Here is a 26,992-nt window from a genome sequence, read left to right as displayed (position 1 = left end):
TGAGATTTGGCAAGGCTATATCAACAAAGGAATCGCAACTAAAGTCTCCGGCTAAAGCCGGGGGTTTCCCTCTCCCTCCCCGAAAAAGACAATGAAAACCCGTGAGCTATCGGAAGACGAAATCCGGTATGCCCTGAGTCTGCCCGAACCCAATGACCGGAAGAGCTACACCCAGACGTTAGCTATTGATTACTTTGCCGAGAATAAAAAGGTAATCTGGGCCTGTCATACCCGCTGGGGCAAGTTATTCGGTATAAAAAGCCTGCTCAACCGGTATAGACGGGTAAGTTCTGGTAAGGTCAATATTCTCTTACCGACCAATCCAATCCGGAACGAGTTTGAAACTTATCTGGCCGGGATTTCCAATATTCACTTTTACCTGTTAGCTTCGTATGCCGGATCAAATCTGCCTGACGAGGTCTATGATTGTGACATTCTGATCGTTGACGAAGTTCAACATGCCCTGAATAAGGCAGCTACCAAGTATTCCCAGGTCATTCCCAAAACACGAACCAATCGGATACTTGGCTTATCGGCTACACTGGATGAAGATAAGTTATCCTATCTGGATGAACTTGGTATCCATCACCAGTTTTCGGTACCCTTAAAAACCGGTGTTCGGCTGGGTATCGTTCCGGCTTATCAGTCCCTGAATATTCCGGTCGATCTGACTCCAACAGAAGCCCGGGAGTACCTTGTCCAGCAGGATAAAATCGATCAGTACGTCCGGTTCTTTCAGCAGGTATCTCCCGAAAAAGCCCACGGGCTGGCCTTTATCTGTGCCAATAACTCCGAAGTAGCTGCTGACACAGCCCGTCGAATGGGTGGAATCACTCCGGGCCAGGTAACCGGCTCAGCCATTAACTACCGGAAGGCCATCGGGAAACGAGCGGATATCCTGTACACAGCCCGAAATAAGGAAATCCTGGCTCTGGAGCTGCTGGACCGGCTGCCCGAGCAACCCATCATCGTCTTTGGCTCCCGGTTGGCAGTAGGGGATCGAATGGCTAAACTGAACCCGAAACTACAGGTATACCGAACTGGTAAAACCAAACAGGACCGGGTTCAGACGACTCAGTTGCTAGCTAATTTCTACGGGGGACAGAAACCCTACCTCTATGGTTGTATAAATCTCAATGAGGGCTTTACAGTCAATAACTGTTCGATAGCTATTAACATCGGAGTCAAATCCACAGAATTAATGGATAACCAGCGTATTGGGCGAATATTAGGACTAGATCTGGATAACCCGGCCAAATCGGCAACCAAAATTAATCTGTATGTCCAGGATGGGGTGTATCAGGGACGTTCCTATGTCTCTCAAGAAGCCAAGTGGCTCCGCTCAGCCCAGAAAAGGCAGCTGTTTATTCATTACCTGGACTCGGTCGATGAACTCTCCGAGTACGTTCTGCTCAACGAACCTGTATAATCCTAGTTAGTATCAACGCGTCTCAATGATTCAATCAAATGAAATAAGTCACCTGATTGGCTACCTCCTGAAAACCGAACTGACAGTCGAGGAAGCCATGCTGCTCTATACCATTTACATCCAGAAGGAATCGCCCGATCCGGCCCTGATCAAGCAGCTTACCCAGTACTACGGCCGATTCATGTATTATGACCAGAAGGGTCAGCCAATCGGCATTCCCTGGAGCCGGATTATCCATAAACTAGCGGATGAAGGATACTTGATTACGTATCCGGGCTATAACCGACCGGGACCAACGGGCAACTTCAAACTTCACCTGGAATGCCTGGATGTTACGGAGAAGTTTAAGAGTACGATTCTGGATTCCGACCGGGAAAAATGGTGGGATTACTTTGTCAAACTCTATGGATACGACATGATCATCAATGGTCAATCGATTATGACAACCTTACCTGAAAAGGGTCAGACCCTGGATGACGTTAAAGAGTTGTTCTGGAATGTCTGCGGGCAAGGTAGTATGTACAAGATCGGAGAACTCATGGAGATTACCGACAAGTGGCTGGAATACTTTCCCAAGAACATCAAAATTAATCGGTATCTGGAAAGCTTTGACGCCATTAAAATGGCCGTGCTTCAAAAGGAATCCGAAGCAGATAAGTCCTGGACGGGCAGTTACTAATATGGAAAAACGATATGTGATTACCTGGCAAATTGTGGAAGAAGGGGAAACTCCCCAGGAAGCGGCTGAACAAGCTCTGTCTTATTTCCACGACAATTCAACCATTTGTTTTTCGGTAGAAGAAGATATGCCAAATTCCGAGGCTACAGAGGTAATACTTGACCTGTAGTTTATCCCTGTAGTTTTTTTGTTCAGCTGTATGGCTCAATCAATTTCGGAGTACATCCTGGCTCAGCAGGACAAAAAGTTTGTCGGGATTCCCCTGCCCCTGGAACGGCTGAATAAGCTGATAAACGGGATGGACAAGGGAGACTTCTGGATTATCACCGGACCCACGGGAACCTTCAAGTCCAGTTTTCTAATGGGTGCCATGGTGATTCCGGCGGTAGAATGGGTACTCGATCACCTGGCCGATGGGCTGGACATCAAAGTGTTCTATTACCTGCTGGAAGAATCGGTTCAGGACCTGTTGATTCGGATTACATCGTACCTGTTCCAGCGGGAATATGGTATGACCGTTTCGGAAGACAAGCTTCACGGCCGGGGAGAAAACAAGCTTTCCGACGAGGAACGGGCTAAACTACCAGGGATTCAGGTGCTGATCGATCGACTGCTGACTAAAATCGAGATCATCGACACGATCCGTTATCCGTACGGCATGTATCTTCACACCGGAGAATGGTTATTGACCCAAGGTAAACTGGTTAAAGATAGCAAGGGGCACGAAACCTACGTCCCCAACAATCCGAATCAGTACTGCCTGTTCGTAGTGGATCACGTACTGGACCTGCAGCCCGAAACCGAGAAAGGTACCGGTAAGCAGAAAAGCCTGTTTCAGGCTATCGAGGATCTGGCGGTGAAGTACTGCATGAGCCTGAAAAACAAGTACCGGGCCATTCCGATCCTGGTTCAGCACCAGACCAACATCGGTGATAGTATCCAGCTCAACCTGAAAGGGGAGACCATGGATGCCAAGCTGTCCCCGTCCCTGGCCGAACTGGCTGAAAACAAAGGAACGGCCCGGCGGGCTACCCATGTGATTTCTCTGTTCAACCCGGCTACCTACGAGCTGGGTAAATACCGGAAGTACGCGGGTCTGCAGGAACTGAAGGATAACTTCTTGTACCTGGAGATCCTCAAGAACCGCCGGGGACCCAAGAAAGTCGGGGGTGGGCTCTGGGTCGAGCCGGTGAGCAAGAACTTTGAGGAGTTTCCCCGGGCTGACGAGATCACCGAAATTCAGCAGTTCATTTCCCGGAAACGAAATGTGTTTGGTCCAACAAACGGTCCCCAGGGTGGACGTCATACGGGTCCCAGACCTATACCCCCGAATCTGTTTGATTTAGTTGATTTGAAAAATGCCGGTTGATCCGGTAAGTAATTACCTTTTTTCACCTATATTTGATGCAACTACGAAAAGCCAGCCGGCAAGCCGTAAAACTACGGGTCGGCTTCTCCGGGGTTTCCGGAGCCGGAAAGACTTTATCCGCACTCAGAGTCGCTTATGGACTGGTCAATGACTGGGATAAAATTGCTGTTATTGATACAGAAAGTGGATCGGCGGAACTCTATTGTGACCAAACCTTCTCAGATGGTAACGGTAGTGAGTTCTACATCGGAACGTTCAATTACATAAACCTAACCAACCCGGCTCCCGAGAAATACATTGAAGCCATTGTTGCCTGTGAAAAGGCCGGGATGGAAGTCATCATCATTGATTCGATGACCCATGCCTGGGAATTTATCCTGAACGTTCAGGCCCAGATGACGGGGAACTCGTACACTAACTGGGGGATCGTTAAACCCCGGCACGAGAAACTCCGAAACAAAATCCTCAAATCCACCGCCCACGTATTTACGACGTCCCGCCGGAAGCAGGATTACGAGATGACTAAAGACGGCAACGGTCGGAATACAGTTCAAAAGCTGGGACTCAAGGAGATTAACGTCGAGGGTTGGGAGTACGAACTGACCCTGAACTTTGAGATTGAGCAAAACCATTTGGCTAAAGCTGCTAAAGACCGAACCAGTCTGTTTGTCAGCCGGGACCCGTTCATGTTAACCGAAGAAACCGGCCAGGACATGAAAAACTGGGCTACTTCGGGTGAATCTGATACCGAAGCCCTGCTCCAGATTGCCACCATTGAAGTGAGCAACGCGTCTTCGGCTGGTGAGCTGAATGCTATCTGGCTTAAATTCCCGGCCCTGCAGCAGTCGGACGACTTTGTTGCCCTGCTGAAAGACAAGAAAAATCAGGTTCCCGCTCCGGCAACCGCCTAGTACCCTTCTGAATTTCCCTTCTTCGGGTATCCCATTCCTAGTAGCTGAATCCAGCTCCGGCCGTCGCCACGGCGGGACACCCTTTTTTCTTCTTTTCTTACTTACCCCTTAGTATGCTACAGTTTTCGTTTGACGGCATTGAATCAGCTCCCATTGGTATTACCCCGGTGTTTGGTGGTACCGATCACATCTATATGACCGGTTTCAGCTACGAGAAGCCCGCTGGTAAAGATCCCCGGCTGGAAATCAAGCTGGAACGCCGGGAACCCGGTAAAAAGGTAGAAAAAAGTACATTCTGGTTGGGTGACTGGACCCTGCGGGAAACTCCGCTGTATCCCAATCAGCCCGAAGACGAGCCTCGTCGGATGATGAATATCTTTTCAACCTATCGATCAGATCTGACCGACGAACAGTTGAAGGATTATCTTCGGGGATTAACTACCTGGGAAGCCGTTTGTGAAAAGGTGAAATCACTGTTACCTCCTAATTATGACCAGCTGGCAACCACCTGGTATCTACGATACCGGAAAGGTCAGGACATTCTGGAAATTCCTTCGAACTGGACGGTAGTTCGGATGGGCAACGGCAAGTCCTTCAAGATGGATCCGAAGTACGACTTTATGGTTCCCCAGAAACAGGATATCAAACCAACTCCAGCTCATGAATTCTCCGGTGAAGCTCCGGTAGAAGCTCCTGACGATCTACCGTTCTAGGCTAATCCGTTTTCGCTGATAGTAACCCGGATCGATCGTCTGATTGGTCCGGGTTTTTCTTCCCTACCCACTCGCTTCCTAGCCTGATCCGGCATGTTCAGTTTCGATCTGATCGTTTCCAAGGAGTTTATTCTCAGTCGTATCACCGAAGAGCAGATCTTCGAGCGGTACCTGGGTCATTATCCCCGGTTGGGGGAGAAATACACCAATACGTTGCCCGGCCGGCCCAAACTGGACCGATCACCGGGTTGTTCCTATTTCGAACGAAGTGACGGCCGGCTGGTTTTCAAGGACTGGGCCTGGACCCCACCGGATAGTTTATCCCGAGCCTGGGACTGCTTTGCCGTGGCCCGGCAGTATATGGGTTGTGGTTATCAGGCCGCCCTGGACGGGATTGCCAAAGACTTTGGTCTGATCGACGGAACCACCAATACATCGGTACCGGCTATTTACGATCAGCAGATTACCCACCGGGACCAGAAACCCCGGGAAGGTTACACGCCGATTCAGGTCCACCGGACTCACTGGAAAGACAGTAACCTGGCCTTTTGGCAGCTACCGGATCTCCAATTTACCCCGGACAAACTGGAATCCCACCGGGTATTTCCCATCGATGCTTACTGGCAGGATGGCTGGCTGGCCCAGAGTGGGCTTACCCGGAGTTACGGCTATCAGCTGGGGCCCGTTGATAAATGGCAGATCTACCGGCCGTACGTCAAAAACAAACGGTACAAGTTCCGACAGTCGTCGTCTAGCTGGGTAATCGGTACCTCGGAGTTACGGAAAGAAGACTACGTTCTGATGACAAAGTCGAAGAAGGATTTGGTCTTGCTGAAAGAACTGGGCTATAATGCCTGCTGCGTCCTGTCGGAAACCATCTGGCTGACTCCCCAGCAGATCAACCAGGTGGAAGGGTTTGGTAAACCGATTCTACTGTTTGACAACGATCAGCCGGGGCTGGTAGCTGCCCAGGAACGAGCCGAAGCTTGGGACTGGTCGTACATGACTTATCCGGTTGACTGGGGTAAGGATTCCTGGGACGTGGCAAAAGCCCGGGGAACGGCTGCCGTACGGGATTTTCTGGATGAAACCCTCGATCATTAATAAAACCTTACCTGTGATCTTATGAGAGCTACCGTTAATACTAATACCTCTTCGGACAATCCTTTCCCAAAAATTCCAGAAAACACACCTGGGATTTACAAAATTACCAGTCCTTCAGGTCGAGTCTACATCGGACAGAGTATTAATATACCATCTAGGTGGGTTGCTTACCGGTATTATTATAAAAAGGATCGAAGCTTAATTTTGTATCACTCCTTTGAAAAATACGGGTATAAAAAACACAAGTTTGAGGTTTTGGAATTCTGTGATGCTTCCGAGTTAAATAATAGAGAACGTTACTGGATTGAATATTTCAAAAGTAACTTCCGTAAGTATCCACAAAATAGAGGGTTGAATTTACAAGACGGAGGTAATGTTCCGCCTATTTTTGAAGGTGTGCCGAAATCAGAAGAAACAAGAAAAAAGATTGCCGAAAAACTCAGGAAAAGTCATTTTGAAGGAAAGTATTTAGAAAAAAGAGCAATTCGGTTGGGATACCCTTTTTGTGTAATTCCTGAAAATAAAAACAGTTTTTTGGGTAATGTTTCAGAAGGAATAAATGATTTAGCTCTGGTTACTCCTCATAAGTCATTACAGTTGGGTTTGAGTAGAAGAGAGATTCTTTCTAAAATTAAAGGTGAAAAAAAGGTAGTTACACAAGCCATTATTGATGGTAACCTAAGAAAAGGACTGAAAACACGTAAAGTAGTTTATCAGTATTCTTTAGATGGGACATTATTAAATACTTTTAACGGGTTAGTAGAAGTGAAGTCTGAACTAGGCTTAAATCCAAGTGCTATTTCACGGTGTTGTAAAGGTCTTCAAAGACAAGCCTTTGGTTTTATCTGGAAGTATAAACAAAAAGTTTGACTGTGAATCCTTGGCTATACGATAACCAAACCGTTAAAAATCCTCCTGAAGGATCAGTAGGATTTTGTTATAAAATAACGTTTAAGCCTAATTCTAATTCCGAAGAAGGAATCAGACATTATATAGGTCGAAAAACTTTATTTTTTAAAACGTGTAAACGGGCTCCCAAAGCTCAGCAGCTCAAGATCGACGGAACTCCCAGGAAGAACGTGGTCAAGATCCGGGGAACCAAGGCTTCGGACTGGGAAACCTACATGGGTTCCAACAAAACCCTGATTGAGCTGGCTAAAAATTATCCGGCCAGTTGCTTTACCCGGGTGATCCTGCAGTGGGCCTATTCGAGCCGGGAGCTATCCTATCTGGAAGACAAGTATCTCCACCAGGAAAACGTTCTGGAAAATCCGGTGTATCTGAATGATAACGTAGCCGGCCGGCATTTCCGATCCAAGCTTTTTCCCTTACTCAATGACACTTGAATACACAGATAAATCAAAGGTAGAAGCTAGAGGACATTTGTATTTAGTTTTCCCGAATTACCTGTACATAACACCGGAAGAACCAGACTTATCCGCTGACTTTTTTAGTCCAGATAATTACATAGGCTTCGGATCATTCGACCAGTGTGTACTCTTTTCTCAGCAGATGAAAGACGAAACAACCTTGAGCACCCTTCGATTCCTCTGGAAAATCTTCATAACTAAACAACACCTCGATGGACAATCCACCGTACTATCTGTACCATCTGTCCCACTCCTATAACGAGTTCTGTGAGATCTGGGTAGTCAAAAACGCTCCCAAGTCCGGTTTGAAGAATTTCAACCCGAACCACTACATCGGATCAGCTACCCAGGAACAGTTACGGGGGTTCAAACGGGGGTTACGAAAACAGTACGGTAGTCACGTTTCAGATCGTCAGACACTTCAGTTTTTGTTCAAGGTATACTCAGCTAAACTAAAACTAGATGGAAACCAATCAACTCACGGTGGAAATTGATACGTATCACCAGTACAAGGAAAAACTAGCCGAGTACCAGCGGCAACCCATGAAGTACCAGACTGAAATCCAGCTTATCACCAAGGCTATTCAAACGTATGAATCAAGCAAGTCAAACACTTAGTCTATTTACCAGCCAGGCTTTATCCAAAGCCGAAATCGAACAGGTAGCCGGTAACTACATTGCCGCCCGGATTGCTTCCGAACCGACCCTGGGTTTGCTGGAGCAGATCGAGCGGGCCGAGATTGCCCTGAACGTGATGAAAGCCCGGGTTCGGGAAACGGTTCGGACCGAGTACCGGAATCAGGGAGGTAGCTACGGCGGGATTCAGCTCCGCTTCAGTCCGGGCCGCAAGACGTATGATTTTTCCAACGATCCTGAATGGGTCCAGTTGGACGAAGCCAAAAAGCAGCGGGAAACGTATCTGAAAGCCCTGAAAACACCTCAGACTTTGGTCGATGAAGAAACGGGGGAAACAACCCGAATTTGTCCACCGATCATCAAACAGGGAGACGACATTTTATCGGTTAGTCTGCTATGATCTCAAAATCCTATCTCCGTAGCTGGCTTTACGACTGGGAACAGACCAATGGATTTGAGCTGGGATTTACCGTTCACGATCAGTTACTGGATTACCTCTGGGAGCAAACCAAAATCCACGGGAAGTTGGAGGATACTGTTTGTGGGGAAGAAATTTATCAGTTGAACTACGGTCATGGACCCGTTGAAATGTTAAGTGAGTTGTTCTCCGATCTGTTCGGTAACCCGGACAGGACCATTCAGAGCCTGGTCGAATCGATGGTACTCGATGAACCCGTAGAAGGAGCTGACTGATGAAACCACTAGCCGATAAAATCGGAAAAACCAGTTCAACCATCTATCTGGATACCCGGTGGATGGAACAGAGCAATCCTGCTTTAGGACCCAACATTCGTCTTTGTCAGGATAATCCGCAGGGAACCAGTACCGAAACAATTGCCGCTCCTGAACCCTACCGAACCTGGATCAAACAGGCCTATCAGATTGGCCGGGCTTCGGTTAGCCGACCCCTTAACCAAGCGGTACAGCAGATTCTGGATATGGCTGATATTTACATTCCAAACGAATGAATCTGTTTCTGCCCCAACCAGCCTGTGAACTTGGGCTCAACGAGCTGGATATCCTGCTGGCTACCCAGGTAAATGACGAGGACCCTGATGCCATATCGAAACATATTGCTAACTTAGCCGGCGTACAGGGCTACTCGGCCAAACTACTGGCTTCCTGCGAATACCTGAAGTTATCGGGACCTTCGCCTACCACCAAAGCCCTTTATACCCTGGCCGAACGGCTCAACGCCGGACTCGGTAAATCACTGCTGGCTCACCAATCTATCCTGGGTAAGCTAAAGGCAGAACTCACTTTGGCTTCCTACCAGAAATAGACGGAGCCTGCTCGTTTATTCCCTTTTACTTCATGGAAAACTCCACCTGGAAGAGCTGGTTTATACCCGGTTTTTTGCTTGGGCTTTTTGTGTATCTGATCTATCTGAACGTCCGGTTTAACCTGGGTACCCGGGAAAAAGATCAACAACTCAGCAGTCTTCGAGAATACGTAGACAGTCTGAACCGTCATCAGATCAATGACTGGACCAATCGGCTCGACCGAACCAATCAGCGGCTCAAAACCGATCAGGCCCGGGGTGATTCCGCCCTGCTGGTTATTATAGGCCAGTATGATACCAAAAAGACCCAGGCTCTTCAAACCCGTTACGACCAATGGCTCCGGCAATACCAGTCCACTATCAAATAGATACGCTACAGGTTCCCCACGAAACGGGGGATACCCTGGTGTATCCGGGGGCTCAGGTCACTATACCCGTTCGGGAATACAACCGACTGGTCCAACGGGATCAGTTAGCCGATCAGGCCGCCGGTATCCTGGCTGATTACCAGAAGCAACTGGCTGATTGTGAGACCAACCGGGTTCAGATGAATCAGATTGTCCGGCAAACCAGCTACACGATTCAACGGGGACTGGACGAACAACAGTATACCCTATCGGGACGACCGATTATCATCCAACCCTGCCCGTCTCCACCCGTTGTTAAACCCAAAGTACCCTGGTACAGCTGGGTGTTGACGGGTTTTGCGGGTGGGGTAGGGATACTACTCGGATCCCGGTTATGAGCAAGGAAAAATCTGGTAAGAAAGAACCTTGGTGGAAGCAACTGATTGAGTTTATCACCGATTTACTCGAAGACATTTTTGATGACTGAAACACTGCCTTCAGCCCGGGGAATATATACTTACCTGGACTGCTCGGATAGCCATTTGACCCCGGAAGACATTGAACTGATCAAGTCGATCATGTGGGATGAAAACCCTGATCCGCCGGTACTCTTACTGGCTCCGTCAACCCGAGAATACAATTTTGGCTACGGATATTTTCTGTACTCGGATACCGATGGAGAAACTCCCCAGGAAATGGGTATCTCCGAGAATCTGCACCGGGTTATGGAATTTGCTAAAAGTTTGGGCTGTAACTGGATCAAACTCGATCCCGACGGACTGATTCACGAAGAACTACCCCAGTATGACCATTGAGCCAAAGCCGTATTTCCACGAGTTAAGCCAGACCGAGGTTGACCAGCTTATTCAGGAAAAAACGACCTGGGAAATGGTAATGGATCGGTACGCTCAACCCGACTGGTGTGTTTATCAGGATGCTTTATCTGGTATCTACGGCTGCTGGACGTTGACCGATCTAAGTCCGACCAGTAACCGAAGCCAGGTAAGCCCTACGGGTATCTGTAAGCTTTGTGACGATTGTAAACCCAAGTATGAATCCAGACCTGAAATTTCACAATAAAACCATTGACCAACGGGCTGAAAAGATCGAAGCCATCTTGCAGGAGTTCTACGATTTTGAACCCGAAGATTTGACCCAGGCTCCGGGTGATCTGCTGGCCGACGTCTTTCATTACCTGGCTCACCACAATCAGTCAATTATGGAAACCCTGGACCGGGCTAAAATGCATTTTACCGGAGAACGATTCGATCAGGATTTACCCGACTACCAAGACTCAGTCAATCAGATGGGCTGGGTAATGCTTTCCTAGTTTTTATTTATCCCTACCGGCCAACCTGATTCCAGGTCCGCCTTTTTCTTTTCCATTTTCTCACTTTTAACTCCAAGTCCCGATCCAGTCCTGCTGGGTAAGGGTATACTATATCTATATGCGTCCTGCTGCATTTGCCGACCTGGTTAAATTCTGTCTGCTTAATAACCATAACCTACTAGTTAAAGGGGCTCCGGGTATCGGAAAGACCTCGATTATCGAAGCCGTCTGCCGGGAAACCCTGTGGACCGACGGGCTGCCCTACGAGCTGATGGTGATGCACCCGGTTGTCAGTGACCCGACTGATTTCAAGGGACTACCTGTTTTCCAGGATGGTAAAGCCCGGTTCGAGCCCTATGGAGATCTGCTTCGGCTCATCAATGCCGACCGGCCCCTGCTTTGCTTCATAGACGATATCGGTCAGGCGGCTCCGGCCGTTCAGGCGTCATTGATGCAGTTGTTACTAGCTAGATCGATTGGTGAACATAAAGTATCCAATCATGTCATTTTCATGGCCGCTACCAACCGGAAATCGGATAATGCCGGGGTATCGGGTATTCTGGCTCCGGTGATGTCCCGCTTCAAGGTGGTAGCCGATCTGGAAGTCAATGCCGAAGACTGGACCAAATGGGCCATCGGAGCCGGTATGCCGACGACGCTGATTCAGTTTATCCGGTTCCGTCCGGCCGTGCTGGAAGACGAGGAGAAAAACCGGGCTACCCGGGATATGACCAACGTGGTCAACCCCCGTACCCTGGCCGCCGTGGGTATACTGCAGAACGATAACCTGCCCCATCACCTCGAACACGAATCCTTCAAGGGGGCGGCCGGAGAAGCCTTTGCCAGTGAGTACGGTGGGTTCCTGCGAATCTACCGTACTCTGCCTGACGTGGACCGGATCATGACCCATCCCGATGAAGTAGCTGTACCTGATGAAGCCATGACCCAGTTTGCCCTGTCAGGGGCTTTGATCGACCGGGCTACTAAGGATACCATTGACAATATCCTTCGGTTTATCGGCCGGTTGCCCAAGGATATTGAAGTAATGACTATGAAACTACTCGACGAGCGGAAACCTGAGCTATTGAGTACGGAATCTCCAGCTTTTCTGAAGTGGGTGCTGGAAAACGCTGAGGTAACCCTGGGCGATATGGTCCTGAACTAAGCTAATCCGGGTCCGGCTGGTCTATACTAGCCGGACTCTTTCTGTATGGCAAACCGAACCGTTTACCTGAACCCGGTAACTGGTGAATTAACCAGAACTGAAGAATCGTCGAATGAGCTGATTCCCATTAACCTGCCGGACTGGGCTTCCAACACGGAATTAACGTATAGACAGGATCGGCATCTCTGGGTGATTCGATCAGAAGGTGTCCGGTGGGGTGACGACCACGGTCATCTGGACCGTATCGAACAGACCCGGCCGGTTCCCGAACATCTGTGGATTCGGGCTCAGGCTCACTGGGTCAAACGGCGGCTCGGAAATCAGCCGATTCCCTACGAAGTCTTCAACGGCTCTCTGGGATTACTTACCTACAACTACGTTCACAAACGATGATCAAATACACTGATAAAAAAGCTTATGACAAACTGATAGGCCAGCGGATACAGCTGCTCTTCCATCAGCCGTTTTTTGCCCAAGTCTGTATGTACCTGACTCTGATCGAAGATCCAGCTATACCTACAGCCTGTACGAATGGAAAATACATTAAGTACAACCCGACCTGGATCAACGGGATGACCAAAGAAGCCGCTCAAGGATTAATTTTACACGAAGTTGGACACGTTATCCTACTCCATCAGTTTCGGAAGCAGGGTCGGGAACACCATCGCTGGAATATAGCCTGTGACCATTTTATCAATCTATGGTTACTTGATGCCGGGTTCAAATTACCCGAAGGGGGCTACCACGACGAACAGTACAAGGGAATGTCGTCGGAAAAAATCTACGATCTACTCAGGGATGACCCGAATATGCCGAAGTACATGGAAATCCAGCTGGCCGGGGGAATCGGGGACGTTGAGCAGGCTACCCAGGAAGTGGATGGAAAATCCGTTTCCGAGCAGGAAAACGAGATCAAGGAAATTATTCGGCAAGCCGCCGTATCGGCCAAGAAAGCCGGGAAATTGCCGGGTAGTCTGGCCCGGTTGATCGACGAGACCCTGGAGCCCCAGGTAGACTGGCGAAATGAGCTAGCTGCTTTCGTCTCTATTGCCGATAAAGCCGACTACTGTTTTACCCGGCCATCCCGTCGGTATAGTGGGGGATCGGTAGTCATGCCCAGTCTTTACAGTCAGACCATTGGTCAGATCTATTTGTTCGTGGATACGTCGGGTTCGATCGGAGCCCGGGAGTTAAACGTATTCGGAGCTGAGCTGCGGGGTATAGCCGGTCAGTTCGGTAAGCCGATTGAGGTACTCTATGTAGACCATCACCTGGCAGGTATGCAAACGGTTGAACCCGACGAAACAGCTGATTTAGTCCCCGTCGGCGGTGGGGGTACCTCCTTCGAACCACCATTTTCTTACTTACGTGACGAAGGAATCCAACCGGCCTGTGCTGTATACTTTACAGACGGAATATGTGACGATTACCCGGACTTTGACCCGACCGAGCAGTACCCGGTTCTCTGGGTAATTCTGGGGGATAATAAAAACTTCAGCCCGCCATTTGGCCGGGTATTACACATTGCTGAACTATGAGCTTTTCAAAAGAAAACGACCAGTATATACAACTAGTCCAGAAACACTTTGGTAATAAAAGGGAAGCTCCTTATGCTACTACACTGGGACTGCTTTTTTTGAATGCCATGCGGATAGCCCGGGCTACCGATCCGGAAGCGTTCCATACCCTTTGGAGTAGTGTTCAGGGAGAAGAACAGATAAATTACTTTCACAAGGGATTTCGTCAGGTCGATGTATTCAAAACGGCTTCAGGATCACTGGATTTTTTGTGTTACGGCTTACTTGATTTATTCCAGGATCTGGAATGGCAACGATTCAATGAACTGATGAAAGCTGTAGTTTCCTACAACACGAATACCCCCGAAGACAATTCTATTCCCGACTTAGCATAACCCAATCAGGACTGTTCAGCCGAACCATCCTGTTCATTTTTCTTGAACACTTTCCAACAATAAACACCATGGAACGTAAACTCACCGAACAGGCCCTGCTGGCTAACCTGATTATTTCCCAGTGGCGGGGTTACAAATATGACCGGACCGTTACGGCCGAGATTGAAACCAAACACGAAGTCAAGGAAGCCGGTAACTTCAACAAGCAGCTCATCACCTCGGAAGAACTAAAAGCCGTTCGGCAGGCCAAGGACAAAATCCGGGATTTTCATCTCAAGAATACCCTCCCCTGGGAAGATGGGGGAGCCCGGCTGCTACCGGCCAGTAACTACTTTACCTACGTGGGTGAGCTGGGCCGGCTCCGTAACGAGTACGAAACCGAAGTAGACCGTTTCATCCGGGATTATCCCCGGCTAATGGATAATGCCCGGATTCGGCTCAACGGACTGTTTCGGGAATCCGAGTATCCCAAACCCGATCAGCTGAAGGACAAGTTCTCGGTCAAGATCAAATTTGACAATGTCCCGACCACCACGTTTGCCATTCCGGTGGGAATCCAGCACCAGGAGCAACTCAAACGAGATGCCGAAGCTGATCTGACCAATCGGATTCAGGCGGCCCAGCAGGAGAACTGGCACCGGATCAAGGCTCAGATCGACCGGATGAGCTACATCTTCAAAAACGAACAGGCTCCGGTGAAAGGCTCCCTGTTTACCTCGCTGGAAGAATTGATCACCACCATCCCCAAGCTTAACCTGGCTGAAGACGTAGCCCTGAATCAGGCCTGTGAAGCTTTGTCGGGTATTTTGGTACCGGCTGACAGCATCCGTAAATCGGATACCCTGCGGAGCCAGAAAGCCAAGGAACTGGAACAGATTGAAAAGAGCTTCGGAGCCTATTTTTAAATCAACGTATATATCTAACCGTTAGTTATGACGATACCTGATTTTATCGAACTAGGTAAAGCGTTGGAATTCCAGCAGCAGGAAAACGAATCGTTGAAATATGAACTGCTGAAAACCCGAATGCTTCTGTTACTGGCAACGGCTGCTACTGAAAATTGTCAGTTACCAATCGTTTTTCCCCAGGACTTAGGTTTTACCAAAGAGCAACTGGAATCACTACTAAAATGCTACGACTTACAGACGGTTCAATGGGATAGACACATAAGTGTTATTTACTGGGAAAAAGGAGTAGCATCAGATAACTCAAAAGAGTTGGTTAGTCTGTGTGAAATTGATTTAACCAAATACCATGGAACTAACATTCACCCTGACTCTGGTACTGTCGGATAAATTGGATAAGTACGAGATACCTGATGTGATGATGAACGTCCTCGACGGGCTGGAAAACTGGACGAACGGAGCCGGTTTGACGCCGAAGATGAGTACCAGTTATGTAAACAAGCTGTATCTGGACGGGCCGGATAATCAGCAATTTATGCGGATACTTTGATTACACAAGCAGATACCCAGCAGCGGCTCATGGAACTGTTGCTGGGTAAAAAACGATTGCTTCAGCCAGGATCGAATAACAAAAAGTTGGCTTCCAACGATACGGAAACCTGGATTCTCAACCTGGCCCCGCATACCCAGAACAGTAAAGGGAAATCACTCTGCGGTCATGCTTCCCCATCCTGCATCAAAGCCTGCCTGTTTAAAGCCGGTCACGGAAAGATGCCGGCCGTTGAGAGAACCCGTCGATTAAATACCGAGGTATTCATCCACCACCGGGAAACGTTTATCCAACTACTCCATCAGGAACTCTGGGGACTTCACCTGAAAGCTACCCAGGAAGGTTCTGTAATAGCCGTCCGAACAAATGGTACTTCCGATATTGACTTTTACCAGCTTATCCTGAATCAGACGGGAGTAGACGTCCTGAAAGAGTACACCGGTTTAGTAGCCTACGATTACACAAAAGACTACAAAAAGTGGGAGAAGTACCGGGGAACTCCGTACCACCTCACATTTTCCCGATCGGAAATCAACTGGTTGCAGGCAAGGTGGGTTCTTGAGCAAGGGGGTAATACAGCAGTTGTGTTTTACCCGAAAGTACCTAAAACCTGGCAGGGGTTTCCCGTACACGACGGGAGTTTTTCAGATGAACGTTGGCTTGATCCACCGGGCTATATCATTGGTCTGATCTACAAAAAGGTTCCGGGGGATGATCCCCTAACTAATCCGTTTGTAGTTAAGGTATAAAAACCGAATTGATCCCGCTGGTAATCCGGCGGGATCTTTTTAACTTTGACTAAATCAATGAGTTATGAGCTATCAGGACTATAACTATTTATTTATCAGCCTGCTCGGTAGTCGCTACGGGCTGGATCTGAGTGATATTGGTCGAGATGAATACGAGCTTAGTTTTACCAGTATTGAAGCCGTGGAAGCCGAGCTAACCTGGTTGGAAGAAAAATACGATTTAACCCGGATTGATCAGGATCATCCGTATTCACTTTTATACTAAACATATCGGGGTACACCTATGGGTATACCCGTTAACTTATGAAGCCACGAGAAATAATTGAAAAAGCCAAGGTAATTGCTGACTGGATGGGCTACCAGTACTACGGTCATAACGATCTCCATCCACCGGGTAAGAAACCGCAGCCCGGCTGGTGGAAACGGGGTTGTTACGGCTGTCACGGCAAGACCAATGAGTACCTGGGTCGAAACGTCTATGAGCTGGGATTCCATGATAACTGGCTTCGGATTATGTGGATTATCAGCCGGATCGAAAATCATTTGGACAGCCACAACAAGCTGGTTCAGACAGTAATCGGTTCGGACTACGTTCACATCGACGATCTATACCTGGAAGGGAATGCTACCCACCAGACCAAAAAAGAGATGGTCTTTGATCTGATCTACCGGTTCTGCAAACGGGAGCTGGCTAAACCAGTGGAAGACCGGTACAAACGGAAACCGATCAAGTTTACCACAGTGGTTCACACACCGAATAACCGACCGGATTATTTGTGATGGATCAACGGTCATACATCTACCGATTTGATACATTTATCACAGTTAATGAGATAGAACCCGGTGATGAAACTGAACAATATGCCCCAAAAAGACTGGTCGGATCTGGAATAGAATCGATTTGTGTGGCCTTTGAAACTATGATAGATGAAAAGTACGGACGTTTTTCTGAGGATAAACCGTGTATTGAATCATTACGATTCCTCTGGAAAGTATTTGAAGCAAAACAGAAATTAACCGATGAACGATACGGAACTGGTCAAAACAGCTTTACAGGACTGGATCAAAAAGAATAGTCCAGAAGCTCGGGGAAGACCCTATTTAACTATCAAAGGGAAAGACAATCGATCTTACACACTGAATGACATTCTAAACGAGATCGAAAACAACACACCGTTTGGTCGGGAAATGGTACAGGGAATGGTTCATTTAACCATCGATCTAATTGCCCGGGGTAAAGAAGTACTACCATGAAAGATTATTATTCCACCAGTTTATCCACCTTACGAAGTCGGGCTTGGGCATCTATTGAAGATTCCCTACAAAATGGTCCGATCGAATTAATTTCAGAAGAGGCTCAGGAGTTGTACAAGAAAGGAGACGAGACTCTTTTTGAAGACGAACGACTGGATCAACCAACGATTGAAGTACATGGTAACCTGGGCAATACCCAATACATGAATATCGTGGCTTTACGATTGAAGAAAGTCAAAAATCAGGGAATCATTTATTGTACAGCCTATAATCCGGAAAATGAAAAGTTCGGTGATTATGAACTTCGAGGTCGTATGGATGATACTGAATTAATGGATCTGGCTGATTTATTAACCCAACGTTCACTGAGTAATGCCAACGTTTAATCTGATTAGAGACGAAAAAGTAGAAGTCTGGCTCCGATACCGAGTAGCCGTTGAAGCTGAAACCGAAGAAGAGGCTGTAGCCAAGTTAAGCAGCTCGGACAATCCTGATAATTGGGACTGTCAGGACGGGATAGATACGGCTGCTGCTGAAACACTCTTTGATACATCAGTAGTACTAGAGCCGATTCCGGGGAGTCCTTTCGGTACAATTGAAATAACAAATGAAAATGAGGATGAACTCTGGAGCAATGCAGTACCCGAGACAGTGGTATCTATACCGGCATTATAAATGGGTGCGGTGTCTTTCTGGCTCTCCAAGAAAGCCAGGAGATTTACTGTATGATCCTACTAGGTTAATAGCTACCACAACCAAAGAACTAGGGCATTTATTTGAGGAACAGATCAATAGTCAATACTCTGAAGGAACTCTCCCTGATTTAGATTCCCTTCAATTCCTGTTCAAAGTCTTCTCAGCACACTACCATGCTAAACAGACTGAATCTGTCCCGCAAGCTGACAGCGGGATATAATGGCCGGGATGGTTACGGAACCATTTCCGCCGTTGATCTGATCGAATCCCACCCGGATTCTCCCCGTAGCCGGGTTATGCTGATTCCAGTGAATCCAAACGGGCCGGTCAAGGATTGTAAACTGGAAATTCCTACCGAGGACCTTCCGGGCTTTATCGACCGGCTCACGGCTTTTATCAAACCGCAATGACTGATAACAAACTCCGGGTTAAATGGAGTAAACGGGAGAAAGACTTCATGGGCTATTACCCCTTGGGTATTTCGACCAAATCTGATTTACATTATCTCTTCTGGAAGGTAATCAATGATGACCTTAGGAAAGAACTGGAAGAGCGGGGATATGACCTGACTACCCTGAAATTTGAAGTTACCGTCGATCCAACCAAACGACCCGATCGTTTCCCCACCTTATTAGCCCAATCAACCAATGGCTCTAACCGCTGATAATCCCGTTGAAAGTTTAGCTCAGGCAGTGTATACCGCCCTGGCTGTTGACCTATTACCCAATGACCAGGGACGTCGTCCGTACCAGGGAGACATCAACTGTTACCATTTCCAACAAACCTGGGGTTCTACAGCCCTTGGCTTTGGTGGTATGGGTGGATCAGCAATTACACAGGCTTACACCACAGTTATTGTTTGTAAACAACAAGCCGTGGTATACTTTGGTGGTCGAAAGGCTTACCGAGTGGATCAGATGAATCAGAACTTTGCCGATGACCTGAAAAACCATCGAATGGCTTCCTGTAAACGGGCTGCTGAACGGTACACCGAAGAACAACTAACTGAAGTTTGATGGAAGTACAGATTGAACGGGAGAACTATACCAGCTACGAAGAACAGGATTACGTTGTACTGGTTTTCGGGGAACAAAAGCTAAAGACTCAGTTCAACCCGGACCATTTCCTGGAGGTCTTTGATTTGACAAAGGTTGAACACCGATTTGACCGAAGCTGGTTACCATTAATCAATTGTACCTGTGGTCAATTTGATTGTGATGGAGAATACGTCGAAGTAATCCAATACGATACCTACCTGGTATTAGAAGGTTTACTGCCTGTATTCGACTTCGATGAACTAGAACTAGATCAATCGGCAATAAAACCGTTCAAGCAAACCATGTCTTTATCGGACTACGACCGAATGAGAACGTACCTACAATCATTTCACAAATGAGTTCCGGTCAAATCAAACTGACTGAGAGCTATTTACTGGGAGCTGATTGCTTCGATAGCCGCTGGAACCGGTTGCCGGTACCCGAATTACTGAAAGCCATCGAGCTGGAAAAGAATCTGCTGTTGTTCGATCCCACCGGTCATCGGTATGAGCTAGTGGCTCCATTCGTGCTGGAAGGTTACGTAAAACAGGTGAATGACCCGGATTACCTGTTTGTCAGTATCCAGGCCGAAAAAGAAAATCCCAACTGGGAAATCTCTCCCTACCAGCGGGAAATTCTCAAACGGTTTCATTACAGCTGGCTCAACGAACTGGGAGAGTATCTCTACTCAGACTCCTTCAAGCTCATTCTTTCCCAGGTCAAACGGCAACGGGCTACCCAGACCATTTATCCCGAAAGTCCTCAATTGTTCCGAGCTTTTCTTCAACCCCTGTCCAGTCTCCGTTCCATCTGGATCAACACGGCTCCGTACCCATCTTCTCAGGCCTGTGGGTTATCCTTTGCCGTCGAGCAGGGTAGTTTACCCGAGGAGTTACTGGTCCTGCAACAGGGAATCCGGGATGATCTGGGGCTGGAGACTGGGTTTAGTCTGGAAAAATCGTTAGTTTCACTGCGGAAATCCGGGGTCATGCTGCTCTCGGCGGCCCTTACCAGTCCGGATTCCGATCCCAACGGCCACGTACTGTTGTGGTCTTCGTTTATAGCCCAGGTAATCCCCGTGCTCAACCGGCAGGTTCAGCTCAGTTGGGTACTCTGGGGTCCGGTAGCTGGTAAGCTGGCTACTCAGATCAACCCAGCTCATACGATTCACTGCCTGAATCATTCCTCCTGGTTTAGCCAGAACAATACACCGCTGGTTACCAATGTCTTCTCCCGGCTACAGGCCGAGCAATCCATTCAATTTGCCTGATTTTTAGTTCATGGCCACGCTAGTTACACCCCAGCAGTTTACCCAGCAGTTTGCTCCGTTATTCACCCGAAGTCAGATTCCGTTTAAACTTATCGACAACCGGAAAAGCTTTTCCAAGACTCATCAGGTAGTCACTATCTTCGAGAAAGAATACCAACCGGAAAACACGTTTGTCTGTATTCAGGAAACAGTATACCGGCTGAATCATCGACCCGTCAAATCCGACTTTAAAGTCATTCAGAATTTCTCACCCTGCGTCAAATACAAGTTTGAGCCCGAGAACTTCACCCCATTTACCGGTCTGAACAGTTTACCTCAGGATCAGCAGGATAAACTATGGAGCAATCCCATGACTACAGTACCGGTAAGCCAGGCTCACACGGTTGTTTCTGGTTTACCCGACTGGTTATCTGATGAAACCCGTCTGCAGGACCCGGACGATGTTAGTTTGATACCCGTTACTGAAGATGAGTATCCTCAGATCTTCAACGAAGAACCGGAAACTCCGATAGTGGTACTAAACTCACTGGCTCCCGAACCCATCTCGATGGAAGGACTGGATCTATCGACTGCTGAAGGTTTTGGCCGGTTCCTGGAAAACCGCTTTGAGCGGGTTCGATTGAGCATGGTTCAGAAAGGGGTCGAGTACCGGAAGGGTGGGAATGTGTTCCACAACTTCGATTCGACGGGCCGGATGAATGATCAGTTACCCGAACGGGCTCTGTGGGGTATGGTCAGCAAGCAGATTACCTCGATGAAGGATATGATCGTCGATCTGGAGAACGGGGTATTACCACCAGTTGATCTGCTACAGGAACGGAGTAAGGACCTGGTTAATTACTTTCTACTACTGGAAGCCCTGATGTTCCGGACGATTCAGGAACACACCGGTTTTAAACAGGCTGCCTGATGAAGATCGTTTGTATTTCCGATACCCACGGATTTCATAACCAGTTTACTCAGGTTATCAATGAACTAGAAGCCGACGTACTGATTCATGCCGGTGACTTTACTCGGCATGGAACCGTTCAGGACTGTAGCTCCTTTTTAAACTGGTATGCCGGGTTTACTCATATTCCCAATAAGCTGTTTATCTGCGGTAACCACGATGAATTCCCCGAGAAATATCCGGTTCTGTTCGATAACCTGGTAGCCGAGTTTCCCGAAGTAACTTATCTACACCACCGGCAGGTAACGATCGATGGGGTAAAGTTCTGGGGATCAAATTACAGCCCGGCTTTCTGGAACTGGTTCTGGATGGTTAGGCGAGGAGAACCGTCCAGAATTCTCTGGGACATGATTCCCGAAGAAACAAACATACTGGTTACTCACGGGCCGGTGCACGACATACTGGACGAAACGGTTGATGGAATTCGGGCTGGTTGTGAAGCCCTTCACGAACGAATAGCCGATATGAATCAACTCAAGCTCCATGTCTGCGGTCATATCCACGAAGCCCGGGGTGAAGGATGCTGGGAAATTGGGAACACTGTTTGGAAACGATTCGTCAATGCCAGTCTGATTAACGAGCAGTATCGACCCGTTCACAAACCAATAATAGTCGAATTATGAACCGGATACCACCAACAACGGGAGGAACGGGTAAACCTCTGGTAACAATTAATCCCCGTAAAGCCCTGAGCAAGGTCAATTACTCCCCGGCTGTGATCAAAGCATACGGAGTTGCTGTACTCTGCTCGTATTTGCTGGATTACGTCAGCCGGATGTTTAAGACGGATAACCAGTTCTATACCAAACGGAACCGATTTCTGATCCGGGAACTGGTCGAAGCCAATAAACCAATTCTGGCCCAGGCGGAACAGATTCGTACCCTGACCCATCCTAAACTGGTTGATCTGGCGGATGATAACCGGGCCAATACGGATGCCGTAACGGAAGAAATTGATACGGAATTCGAAATTTTTCGTAACTTTAGTCAGATCTACCTGCAGTCATCTCCCGTGGAGCTAACTGATCTGTGGATTATTCTGAACAACCTGCTACAGGGTAAAAAAGTCTATACCCAGGACGAGGTTGATTCCCTGCTTGCTCAAGCAGCTTCCAGCCCTGATTCAGCGGCCTGATTCTTCCACTGGTTCACTCCACTCACACTATGGCCACTACGGTTCATCCCGTTACCCATATCCGCCGGGCAATCCGGTCCATGTATCAGCTAACGCCTGTCAAAGAGACTTACCACTACCGGGGGCCTGAACTGCAATATACTGATCTGCAATTTGCTGATTCGATCCGAACTACGTTGAGTAGTCCCCAGGCCGATCCCCTGGAGTTTCTGCTACAGGTCGTCTACCGGCTGGGTCAGGAAGATGGTCGCTGGCAGGAAGTCATCCGGAATGCCCGCCGGGGAGCCGAGCAGCTGGAAACCCTTAAAGCCCAGAATCCCGAACTGGCCCGGCAACTCACGGTTCATAACCAAACGCAGTATGTCCCTGCTGCCTGAACAGCCGCTTTATTTGCGGAAACGAATCCCCGGTCAGCCGATTCAGTACCGAACCTATCTGGTAGGTACGGTTAGCTCTGAGTACTGCCTGGCCTGGCGGAATAAACACAAAATCCGGATTCCCCTACCGTTGCAACCCAACATGACCATTCGGGTCAATACCGACTATTGGGAAGTCAGTACCCAGCCGTATTCGGTCCATCAGGGTCAAGTTCGTCAGTTGCTCGACCAACTGGAAGCTGTCTACCTGATTATTCCGTCCACCCAGGACAAGGGTGAATTTACCCACGAGCTGCTCCAGTTTTTAGCTGAGCAACAGGCCCGTATCCACTTACCTGTTTTAGATTAATGGAACAATTACTAGCTGACGTAGCCGCTTTCCGGGCGGCTATGGGCTTACCTATTGGTGATAAGCCCCGTTTACCCCATCAGATCGATCACCGTTTACACGTGGGCTTACTCCAGGAAGAGCTGGACGAGTTGAATCAGGCGGCCCAAAGCAATGATCTGGTAGAAACCTTCGATGGCCTGCTGGATCTGATTTACGTGGCCTGCGGAACCATTCTAGACCTGGGACTGGGTGAGCTGGCTCAAACGGGCTGGAACGAAGTACAGCGGTCGAATATGAGTAAGACGGTTACCAGTGAAGCCGAGGGAGTTATCAGCCAGAACGGATATTATCTGAAAGGGATTACCAGTGAGTTGCTTCCGGTTGGTAACCGCTGGGTACTGCGACGGTCTTCTGACGGTAAAGTCCTTAAACCTTATACGTATTCAGCTCCTGACTTAGCCACTATTTTACCTGAACCCCTATGATTCCTACTGCTTCTATCAATCCCGGAGCCCTGCTCAACAATACCCTGACGGCCAAAGTAACTGCTCTGCCGGTTTCCGGGGAATCGAATTCTCGTCAGAAACGGGGATCGGTAAACTACGAGCGGTTTATGAAGACGATTCGAACCGAACTCAACGAGTTTACCTATAAGCCACTAGTGGTCAGTGAGCTACTTAAATCCTGTTCGATGGACGGGTCGTTTTTTAAGTTATTGGTTAACAAAAAGTTTATCGAGGTACACGGAACCAGTACCCGTAACCGGGAATATCGGCTGACTACGCTGGCCGGACACCTGACCCAGGAACGAATCAAACGGTTGTATACTGAAATGCTGGAAGAACGGTATATCCGGTTGGGGTATTCCGGGGGGAGTGGTTGTAAGAAAAAGGGGGATATTATTGCTGAACAACCGGCTGCAAACGTTGAACCGTTTGTAACCAATACCCATCTACCCGAAATCCGGCAAAAGCTGGGCCTAGAAAGCAAACCAACACCAGAAGAGTTTGAACTTGCTTTGGGTATCCAGGACACAAAAGATCAACTGGATAAACTTCGGGATATAGTGGTAACTGAACAAACAACATCGTCTAACTATGCCAGGACTGATTGGTCTTCGTTTACAGTTCCGACGACAACCACTGAATTAGCTCCAGCTGATCCGAATATGGGTTCCTACGTTAAGTTTGTTCCGAACGGTCCAACTCCCAATGGAATGAATATGGGAACCGTTGAACCCCAAGCCGATGTAGAATTGCTCAAGTCGGTCGATCTGGACTGGACTATCGACGGGCAGAGCTGTGGGATAACGATCAAGGTAACGGGTCCGGAGGGGAGTGATTACCAAACTATTCTACAGAAGGGACTGACGCTGTTGGGTATCTGAAAAAAGTGAAGCCTGGTTCAATCGACCAGGCTTCGTCCCGTAATTTATCCACCCGGAACTTACTGTACCGGTTATAACAAAGATACTTATTCACACTGGATTTAACCCATGAAAGCTTTTTTAACGGCTGTAGCCTACCGATTTGCCTGTCTTTACCAGGAAGCCTTGTTTATTGGGATACTACTAAGCTTAGGATTAATGTTCTGGTATGGCTGTGAGTTCCGATTAGGACCTGAACATGAACCCGTAGTCCGATTCTACCTTAATCCTCTCCGGGATTATTTCGTACCGAAACCACCTAAATATCATTTAGTCGATGACTGCAGAAGAAGAACAAAAATGGTTACTGGCCTTTCTGAATACAACCGATCCTGACCAGTTACTTAAACTAATCCGAGATTTTCACTTCAATAGCTGGAAAAAGGGATACGAAGAGTGTGAAATAGATCAGGCTGAAACCGATTATTAACTGTTCTCATCAATGAATGACTACGAAATCTGGATCGGATACTACCACCTGGGACAAGGGTATGATCCACCGACGAAGCCCGAAAAGGTAGCCCAGGTAAACGCTCTTTCGTTTAAAATAGCCTGTGTTCTTTATGAACACCAGCGGTCGATTGACTACCTGATTCAGATGATGGAAGAAGGTAAACCTCTCTCATACATCGATAATCTTCACCTGGGTAGCTGGAACTATAACCCGAAAACCAACAGCAATTCCTGGACCGGGCGTTATTACGAATCAGAAATCGAAGCCTTGAAAAGCTTTCCTATTCAATCATGATCAATGGAGGAACAACCCTGCAACAACCGGGAGCTGAGCATTAACCAGCTCTCGCTGACCGACCAGAACCTGTTCTATATCCGCCACAACCGGTATTTGCTTCATCAGGTAGCCGGCCTGAAAGAACAGCTCCAGAATCAGCACCGACTGGAGATGAAACTGGCCGAACTACGGACGCTGGTAAACACTCACACGGCAAAGATCATCAGCCTGAAAGCCGAACGAGCCGATTTACGGGAACAGCTTCAGGCAAAACAGTTCAACTCTTTATCCCATTTACTCCTTGTCGGATGAATACAGAAGCAGCAGATTTTGACGACGGAGACTGGACCGAATACATTCTCGACGAAGCTAAACGACTGGTCCAGCTACAACAGGATCCCGACTACCAATTATATCTGAATCAGTTGAAAAACCTGTACGAACGGTACAGGATTCCATTTCTAATCTAGTTTTGGTTTGCTAGGAATGCCGAAAGCCAGCGGGGGACAATCCTCGCTGGCCTTTTTTTTATAATCCGTTAGTTAGGCAATTACCAACCAGTCCAGACCGACGTTGTTGGTACCGGCTCCGGGAGCTGCCGTGTAGTTGACGATGAACTGGGTAGCCGTTTTGTTGGTGACAAACCGGGCTCCGGAAGCGGCTGCCGTGGTAGCCGAGAGGAATACAGTGGACGGTACAACCCCCAGGTTGTGGGTAATACCAAATGTGGTCTGCAGGGCTCCCCCTGACATCAGCACCGAACCGGTTTTCTGGATGGATCCTGGAATCAGCACCCGTTTCCAGCGGCCGGTGGATTGCCCCGTTACCTGGATGGTATTCATAGCATCGTCACTGGTCGTACTATCCGTACTATCCCAGTAAAAGATCCCACCCATTCCGTCTCCGGCGGTGGTTTTGCCCAGCGTCAGAATATTGCTGGCCGGGGTTCCCGTTCGGGTACGTAAATCGGTAACCAGGTTAACAGTAATCATAGGCGGGCCATCCAGCTCCAGGATAGGTTGTTAGTACCAATCGCTGGTGCTACTTTATAATTGATAATCAAACTGGTTGCCGTTGCGGTCACCTTTCGAATGTTGGTGTTATCGGCGTCGTCCGAACTGGCCATCACCTGAAAGAAACTGGGTGTGCCCGTCAGGCCGTGCGGAATCGAAAAACTAGTACTTCCCGTGCCCGACTGGATATTGGTTCCGCTGACGAAACTGGCGGGGGCAAACAGACTCGAATCAAAAATGTTGATCGAAGGGCTACTTAGCAGGGAGATAGTCACCGTACCACCCTCCATTCGGTAGAGGTAAGGAGGAATGTTGTAGGTCAT

Annotated in this window: 49 protein-coding genes; 47 read left to right on the top strand and 2 right to left on the bottom strand. The window is 48.2% G+C overall.

The window, feature by feature from the left end; genetic code table 11:
* Positions 1–91: 91 nt before the first annotated feature.
* The 47 genes from CLV58_RS12985 to CLV58_RS28360 all read left to right on the top strand — a co-directional run bounded on the left by CLV58_RS12985 (position 92) and on the right by CLV58_RS28360 (position 26,126).
* A complete protein-coding gene (locus CLV58_RS12985) occupies positions 92–1,429 on the top strand; it encodes a DEAD/DEAH box helicase (RefSeq protein WP_106138251.1) in 1,338 nt (445 codons plus the stop codon).
* Positions 1,430–1,454: 25 nt separating this feature from the next.
* Positions 1,455–2,108, top strand: coding sequence for a hypothetical protein (locus tag CLV58_RS12980; RefSeq protein WP_106138250.1), 654 nt, complete (start codon positions 1,455–1,457; stop codon positions 2,106–2,108).
* Between the two features lies 1 nt (position 2,109).
* On the top strand, positions 2,110–2,277 hold the full coding sequence (locus CLV58_RS28380; protein ID WP_170108701.1) for a hypothetical protein: 168 nt from the start codon (positions 2,110–2,112) through the stop codon (positions 2,275–2,277).
* Positions 2,278–2,307: 30 nt separating this feature from the next.
* Positions 2,308–3,477: a P-loop NTPase family protein gene (locus CLV58_RS12975; RefSeq protein ID WP_106138249.1), complete on the top strand. Its 1,170-nt coding sequence runs from the start codon at positions 2,308–2,310 to the stop codon at positions 3,475–3,477.
* A gap of 35 nt (positions 3,478–3,512) precedes the next feature.
* Positions 3,513–4,388, top strand: a complete 876-nt coding sequence (locus tag CLV58_RS12970; RefSeq protein WP_106138248.1) for an AAA family ATPase — start codon at positions 3,513–3,515, stop codon at positions 4,386–4,388.
* Positions 4,389–4,501: 113 nt separating this feature from the next.
* On the top strand, positions 4,502–5,101 hold the full coding sequence (locus CLV58_RS12965; protein ID WP_106138247.1) for a hypothetical protein: 600 nt from the start codon (positions 4,502–4,504) through the stop codon (positions 5,099–5,101).
* 93 nt (positions 5,102–5,194) lie between these two features.
* On the top strand, positions 5,195–6,205 hold the full coding sequence (locus CLV58_RS12960; RefSeq protein WP_106138246.1) for a hypothetical protein: 1,011 nt from the start codon (positions 5,195–5,197) through the stop codon (positions 6,203–6,205).
* Positions 6,206–6,226: 21 nt separating this feature from the next.
* Positions 6,227–7,075, top strand: a complete 849-nt coding sequence (locus CLV58_RS12955) for a GIY-YIG nuclease family protein (protein ID WP_106138245.1) — start codon at positions 6,227–6,229, stop codon at positions 7,073–7,075.
* A 2-nt stretch (positions 7,076–7,077) separates the two neighbouring features.
* Positions 7,078–7,551: a hypothetical protein gene (locus CLV58_RS28750; RefSeq protein ID WP_146141436.1), complete on the top strand. Its 474-nt coding sequence runs from the start codon at positions 7,078–7,080 to the stop codon at positions 7,549–7,551.
* A gap of 486 nt (positions 7,552–8,037) precedes the next feature.
* Entirely contained in the window at positions 8,038–8,193 is a 156-nt protein-coding gene (locus tag CLV58_RS28375) for a hypothetical protein (RefSeq protein ID WP_170108700.1), read from the top strand.
* On the top strand, positions 8,168–8,611 hold the full coding sequence (locus CLV58_RS12945; protein WP_106138243.1) for a hypothetical protein: 444 nt from the start codon (positions 8,168–8,170) through the stop codon (positions 8,609–8,611). The genes CLV58_RS28375 and CLV58_RS12945 overlap by 26 nt, the downstream gene beginning before the upstream one ends.
* Entirely contained in the window at positions 8,608–8,904 is a 297-nt protein-coding gene (locus tag CLV58_RS12940) for a hypothetical protein (protein ID WP_106138242.1), read from the top strand. Before CLV58_RS12945 ends, CLV58_RS12940 begins: the two co-directional genes overlap by 4 nt.
* Positions 8,904–9,179, top strand: coding sequence for a hypothetical protein (locus tag CLV58_RS12935; protein WP_106138241.1), 276 nt, complete (start codon positions 8,904–8,906; stop codon positions 9,177–9,179). Before CLV58_RS12940 ends, CLV58_RS12935 begins: the two co-directional genes overlap by 1 nt.
* Positions 9,176–9,493, top strand: a complete 318-nt coding sequence (locus CLV58_RS12930; RefSeq protein ID WP_106138240.1) for a hypothetical protein — start codon at positions 9,176–9,178, stop codon at positions 9,491–9,493. The genes CLV58_RS12935 and CLV58_RS12930 overlap by 4 nt, the downstream gene beginning before the upstream one ends.
* Positions 9,494–9,525: 32 nt before the next feature.
* Positions 9,526–9,861 carry a hypothetical protein gene (locus CLV58_RS12925; protein ID WP_106138239.1) on the top strand — a complete coding sequence of 112 codons (336 nt, stop codon included), beginning with the start codon at positions 9,526–9,528 and terminating at the stop codon, positions 9,859–9,861.
* Entirely contained in the window at positions 9,828–10,238 is a 411-nt protein-coding gene (locus CLV58_RS12920; protein WP_146141435.1) for a hypothetical protein, read from the top strand. Before CLV58_RS12925 ends, CLV58_RS12920 begins: the two co-directional genes overlap by 34 nt.
* A gap of 81 nt (positions 10,239–10,319) precedes the next feature.
* Positions 10,320–10,655: a DUF5983 family protein gene (locus CLV58_RS12915; RefSeq protein ID WP_146141434.1), complete on the top strand. Its 336-nt coding sequence runs from the start codon at positions 10,320–10,322 to the stop codon at positions 10,653–10,655.
* A 236-nt stretch (positions 10,656–10,891) separates the two neighbouring features.
* Positions 10,892–11,170, top strand: coding sequence for a hypothetical protein (locus tag CLV58_RS12910; protein WP_106138236.1), 279 nt, complete (start codon positions 10,892–10,894; stop codon positions 11,168–11,170).
* Positions 11,171–11,288: 118 nt separating this feature from the next.
* Positions 11,289–12,335 (top strand): AAA family ATPase, encoded by a 1,047-nt coding sequence (locus tag CLV58_RS12905; protein ID WP_106138235.1) that lies wholly within the window; start codon positions 11,289–11,291, stop codon positions 12,333–12,335.
* A gap of 45 nt (positions 12,336–12,380) precedes the next feature.
* Positions 12,381–12,728 (top strand): hypothetical protein, encoded by a 348-nt coding sequence (locus tag CLV58_RS12900; protein WP_106138234.1) that lies wholly within the window; start codon positions 12,381–12,383, stop codon positions 12,726–12,728.
* Positions 12,725–13,873: a vWA domain-containing protein gene (locus CLV58_RS12895; RefSeq protein ID WP_106138233.1), complete on the top strand. Its 1,149-nt coding sequence runs from the start codon at positions 12,725–12,727 to the stop codon at positions 13,871–13,873. Before CLV58_RS12900 ends, CLV58_RS12895 begins: the two co-directional genes overlap by 4 nt.
* Positions 13,870–14,247, top strand: coding sequence for a hypothetical protein (locus CLV58_RS12890; protein WP_106138232.1), 378 nt, complete (start codon positions 13,870–13,872; stop codon positions 14,245–14,247). The genes CLV58_RS12895 and CLV58_RS12890 overlap by 4 nt, the downstream gene beginning before the upstream one ends.
* Before the next feature lie 68 nt (positions 14,248–14,315).
* Positions 14,316–15,152 carry a hypothetical protein gene (locus CLV58_RS12885; protein WP_106138231.1) on the top strand — a complete coding sequence of 279 codons (837 nt, stop codon included), beginning with the start codon at positions 14,316–14,318 and terminating at the stop codon, positions 15,150–15,152.
* A gap of 27 nt (positions 15,153–15,179) precedes the next feature.
* Entirely contained in the window at positions 15,180–15,542 is a 363-nt protein-coding gene (locus CLV58_RS12880) for a hypothetical protein (RefSeq protein WP_106138230.1), read from the top strand.
* Entirely contained in the window at positions 15,502–15,702 is a 201-nt protein-coding gene (locus CLV58_RS28030; protein WP_146141433.1) for a hypothetical protein, read from the top strand. The genes CLV58_RS12880 and CLV58_RS28030 overlap by 41 nt, the downstream gene beginning before the upstream one ends.
* Entirely contained in the window at positions 15,699–16,451 is a 753-nt protein-coding gene (locus tag CLV58_RS12875) for a GP88 family protein (RefSeq protein ID WP_106138229.1), read from the top strand. The genes CLV58_RS28030 and CLV58_RS12875 overlap by 4 nt, the downstream gene beginning before the upstream one ends.
* Positions 16,452–16,515: 64 nt before the next feature.
* Entirely contained in the window at positions 16,516–16,716 is a 201-nt protein-coding gene (locus CLV58_RS12870; protein ID WP_106138228.1) for a hypothetical protein, read from the top strand.
* 38 nt (positions 16,717–16,754) lie between these two features.
* Positions 16,755–17,231 carry a hypothetical protein gene (locus tag CLV58_RS12865; protein ID WP_106138227.1) on the top strand — a complete coding sequence of 159 codons (477 nt, stop codon included), beginning with the start codon at positions 16,755–16,757 and terminating at the stop codon, positions 17,229–17,231.
* Positions 17,231–17,527, top strand: coding sequence for a hypothetical protein (locus CLV58_RS28025; RefSeq protein WP_146141432.1), 297 nt, complete (start codon positions 17,231–17,233; stop codon positions 17,525–17,527). Before CLV58_RS12865 ends, CLV58_RS28025 begins: the two co-directional genes overlap by 1 nt.
* 174 nt (positions 17,528–17,701) lie before the next feature.
* Positions 17,702–18,091 carry a hypothetical protein gene (locus tag CLV58_RS12855; protein WP_106138225.1) on the top strand — a complete coding sequence of 130 codons (390 nt, stop codon included), beginning with the start codon at positions 17,702–17,704 and terminating at the stop codon, positions 18,089–18,091.
* The gene (locus CLV58_RS12850; RefSeq protein ID WP_106138224.1) at positions 18,078–18,380 is read left to right on the top strand and encodes a hypothetical protein; all 303 of its coding nucleotides are present in this window, start codon (positions 18,078–18,080) and stop codon (positions 18,378–18,380) included. Before CLV58_RS12855 ends, CLV58_RS12850 begins: the two co-directional genes overlap by 14 nt.
* A 194-nt stretch (positions 18,381–18,574) precedes the next feature.
* The gene (locus CLV58_RS12845) at positions 18,575–18,811 is read left to right on the top strand and encodes a hypothetical protein (protein ID WP_106138223.1); all 237 of its coding nucleotides are present in this window, start codon (positions 18,575–18,577) and stop codon (positions 18,809–18,811) included.
* Positions 18,808–19,065: a hypothetical protein gene (locus CLV58_RS12840; protein ID WP_106138222.1), complete on the top strand. Its 258-nt coding sequence runs from the start codon at positions 18,808–18,810 to the stop codon at positions 19,063–19,065. Before CLV58_RS12845 ends, CLV58_RS12840 begins: the two co-directional genes overlap by 4 nt.
* Positions 19,049–19,417, top strand: a complete 369-nt coding sequence (locus tag CLV58_RS12835; RefSeq protein WP_106138221.1) for a hypothetical protein — start codon at positions 19,049–19,051, stop codon at positions 19,415–19,417. The genes CLV58_RS12840 and CLV58_RS12835 overlap by 17 nt, the downstream gene beginning before the upstream one ends.
* The gene (locus CLV58_RS28370) at positions 19,417–19,797 is read left to right on the top strand and encodes a hypothetical protein (protein WP_106138220.1); all 381 of its coding nucleotides are present in this window, start codon (positions 19,417–19,419) and stop codon (positions 19,795–19,797) included. Before CLV58_RS12835 ends, CLV58_RS28370 begins: the two co-directional genes overlap by 1 nt.
* Positions 19,794–20,708 (top strand): uracil-DNA glycosylase family protein, encoded by a 915-nt coding sequence (locus tag CLV58_RS12825; protein ID WP_106138219.1) that lies wholly within the window; start codon positions 19,794–19,796, stop codon positions 20,706–20,708. Before CLV58_RS28370 ends, CLV58_RS12825 begins: the two co-directional genes overlap by 4 nt.
* A 10-nt stretch (positions 20,709–20,718) precedes the next feature.
* Positions 20,719–21,618, top strand: a complete 900-nt coding sequence (locus tag CLV58_RS12820; protein WP_106138218.1) for a hypothetical protein — start codon at positions 20,719–20,721, stop codon at positions 21,616–21,618.
* The gene (locus tag CLV58_RS12815) at positions 21,618–22,280 is read left to right on the top strand and encodes a metallophosphoesterase family protein (protein WP_106138217.1); all 663 of its coding nucleotides are present in this window, start codon (positions 21,618–21,620) and stop codon (positions 22,278–22,280) included. The genes CLV58_RS12820 and CLV58_RS12815 overlap by 1 nt, the downstream gene beginning before the upstream one ends.
* Positions 22,277–22,792, top strand: a complete 516-nt coding sequence (locus CLV58_RS12810) for a hypothetical protein (protein ID WP_106138216.1) — start codon at positions 22,277–22,279, stop codon at positions 22,790–22,792. Before CLV58_RS12815 ends, CLV58_RS12810 begins: the two co-directional genes overlap by 4 nt.
* 29 nt (positions 22,793–22,821) lie before the next feature.
* The gene (locus tag CLV58_RS12805) at positions 22,822–23,169 is read left to right on the top strand and encodes a hypothetical protein (protein ID WP_146141431.1); all 348 of its coding nucleotides are present in this window, start codon (positions 22,822–22,824) and stop codon (positions 23,167–23,169) included.
* The gene (locus CLV58_RS12800) at positions 23,153–23,518 is read left to right on the top strand and encodes a hypothetical protein (protein WP_106138214.1); all 366 of its coding nucleotides are present in this window, start codon (positions 23,153–23,155) and stop codon (positions 23,516–23,518) included. The genes CLV58_RS12805 and CLV58_RS12800 overlap by 17 nt, the downstream gene beginning before the upstream one ends.
* Positions 23,518–23,985, top strand: a complete 468-nt coding sequence (locus CLV58_RS12795) for a nucleoside triphosphate pyrophosphohydrolase family protein (protein ID WP_106138213.1) — start codon at positions 23,518–23,520, stop codon at positions 23,983–23,985. Before CLV58_RS12800 ends, CLV58_RS12795 begins: the two co-directional genes overlap by 1 nt.
* Positions 23,982–24,887 (top strand): hypothetical protein, encoded by a 906-nt coding sequence (locus CLV58_RS12790; protein WP_106138212.1) that lies wholly within the window; start codon positions 23,982–23,984, stop codon positions 24,885–24,887. The genes CLV58_RS12795 and CLV58_RS12790 overlap by 4 nt, the downstream gene beginning before the upstream one ends.
* A 316-nt stretch (positions 24,888–25,203) precedes the next feature.
* A complete protein-coding gene (locus CLV58_RS28365; RefSeq protein ID WP_170108697.1) occupies positions 25,204–25,356 on the top strand; it encodes a hypothetical protein in 153 nt (50 codons plus the stop codon).
* Positions 25,357–25,368: 12 nt separating this feature from the next.
* On the top strand, positions 25,369–25,674 hold the full coding sequence (locus CLV58_RS12785; RefSeq protein WP_106138211.1) for a hypothetical protein: 306 nt from the start codon (positions 25,369–25,371) through the stop codon (positions 25,672–25,674).
* 3 nt (positions 25,675–25,677) lie between these two features.
* Positions 25,678–25,968, top strand: a complete 291-nt coding sequence (locus tag CLV58_RS12780; protein WP_106138210.1) for a hypothetical protein — start codon at positions 25,678–25,680, stop codon at positions 25,966–25,968.
* Positions 25,965–26,126 carry a hypothetical protein gene (locus CLV58_RS28360; protein ID WP_170108696.1) on the top strand — a complete coding sequence of 54 codons (162 nt, stop codon included), beginning with the start codon at positions 25,965–25,967 and terminating at the stop codon, positions 26,124–26,126. Before CLV58_RS12780 ends, CLV58_RS28360 begins: the two co-directional genes overlap by 4 nt.
* A 72-nt stretch (positions 26,127–26,198) precedes the next feature.
* On the opposite strand, the gene CLV58_RS12775 is transcribed toward CLV58_RS28360, so the two are convergent.
* Complete coding sequence (locus CLV58_RS12775; RefSeq protein WP_106138209.1) at positions 26,199–26,648, bottom strand: hypothetical protein; 450 nt, start codon at positions 26,646–26,648, stop codon at positions 26,199–26,201.
* Positions 26,645–26,992, bottom strand: a complete 348-nt coding sequence (locus CLV58_RS12770) for a hypothetical protein (RefSeq protein WP_106138208.1) — start codon at positions 26,990–26,992, stop codon at positions 26,645–26,647. Before CLV58_RS12770 ends, CLV58_RS12775 begins: the two co-directional genes overlap by 4 nt.

The sequence above is a fragment of the Spirosoma oryzae genome (genome assembly GCF_003002825.1).
GTDB lineage: Bacteria > Bacteroidota > Bacteroidia > Cytophagales > Spirosomataceae > Spirosoma > Spirosoma oryzae.
Note: the sequence above shows the minus strand (reverse complement) of the source record. Positions and strands in the feature narration are given on the sequence as shown.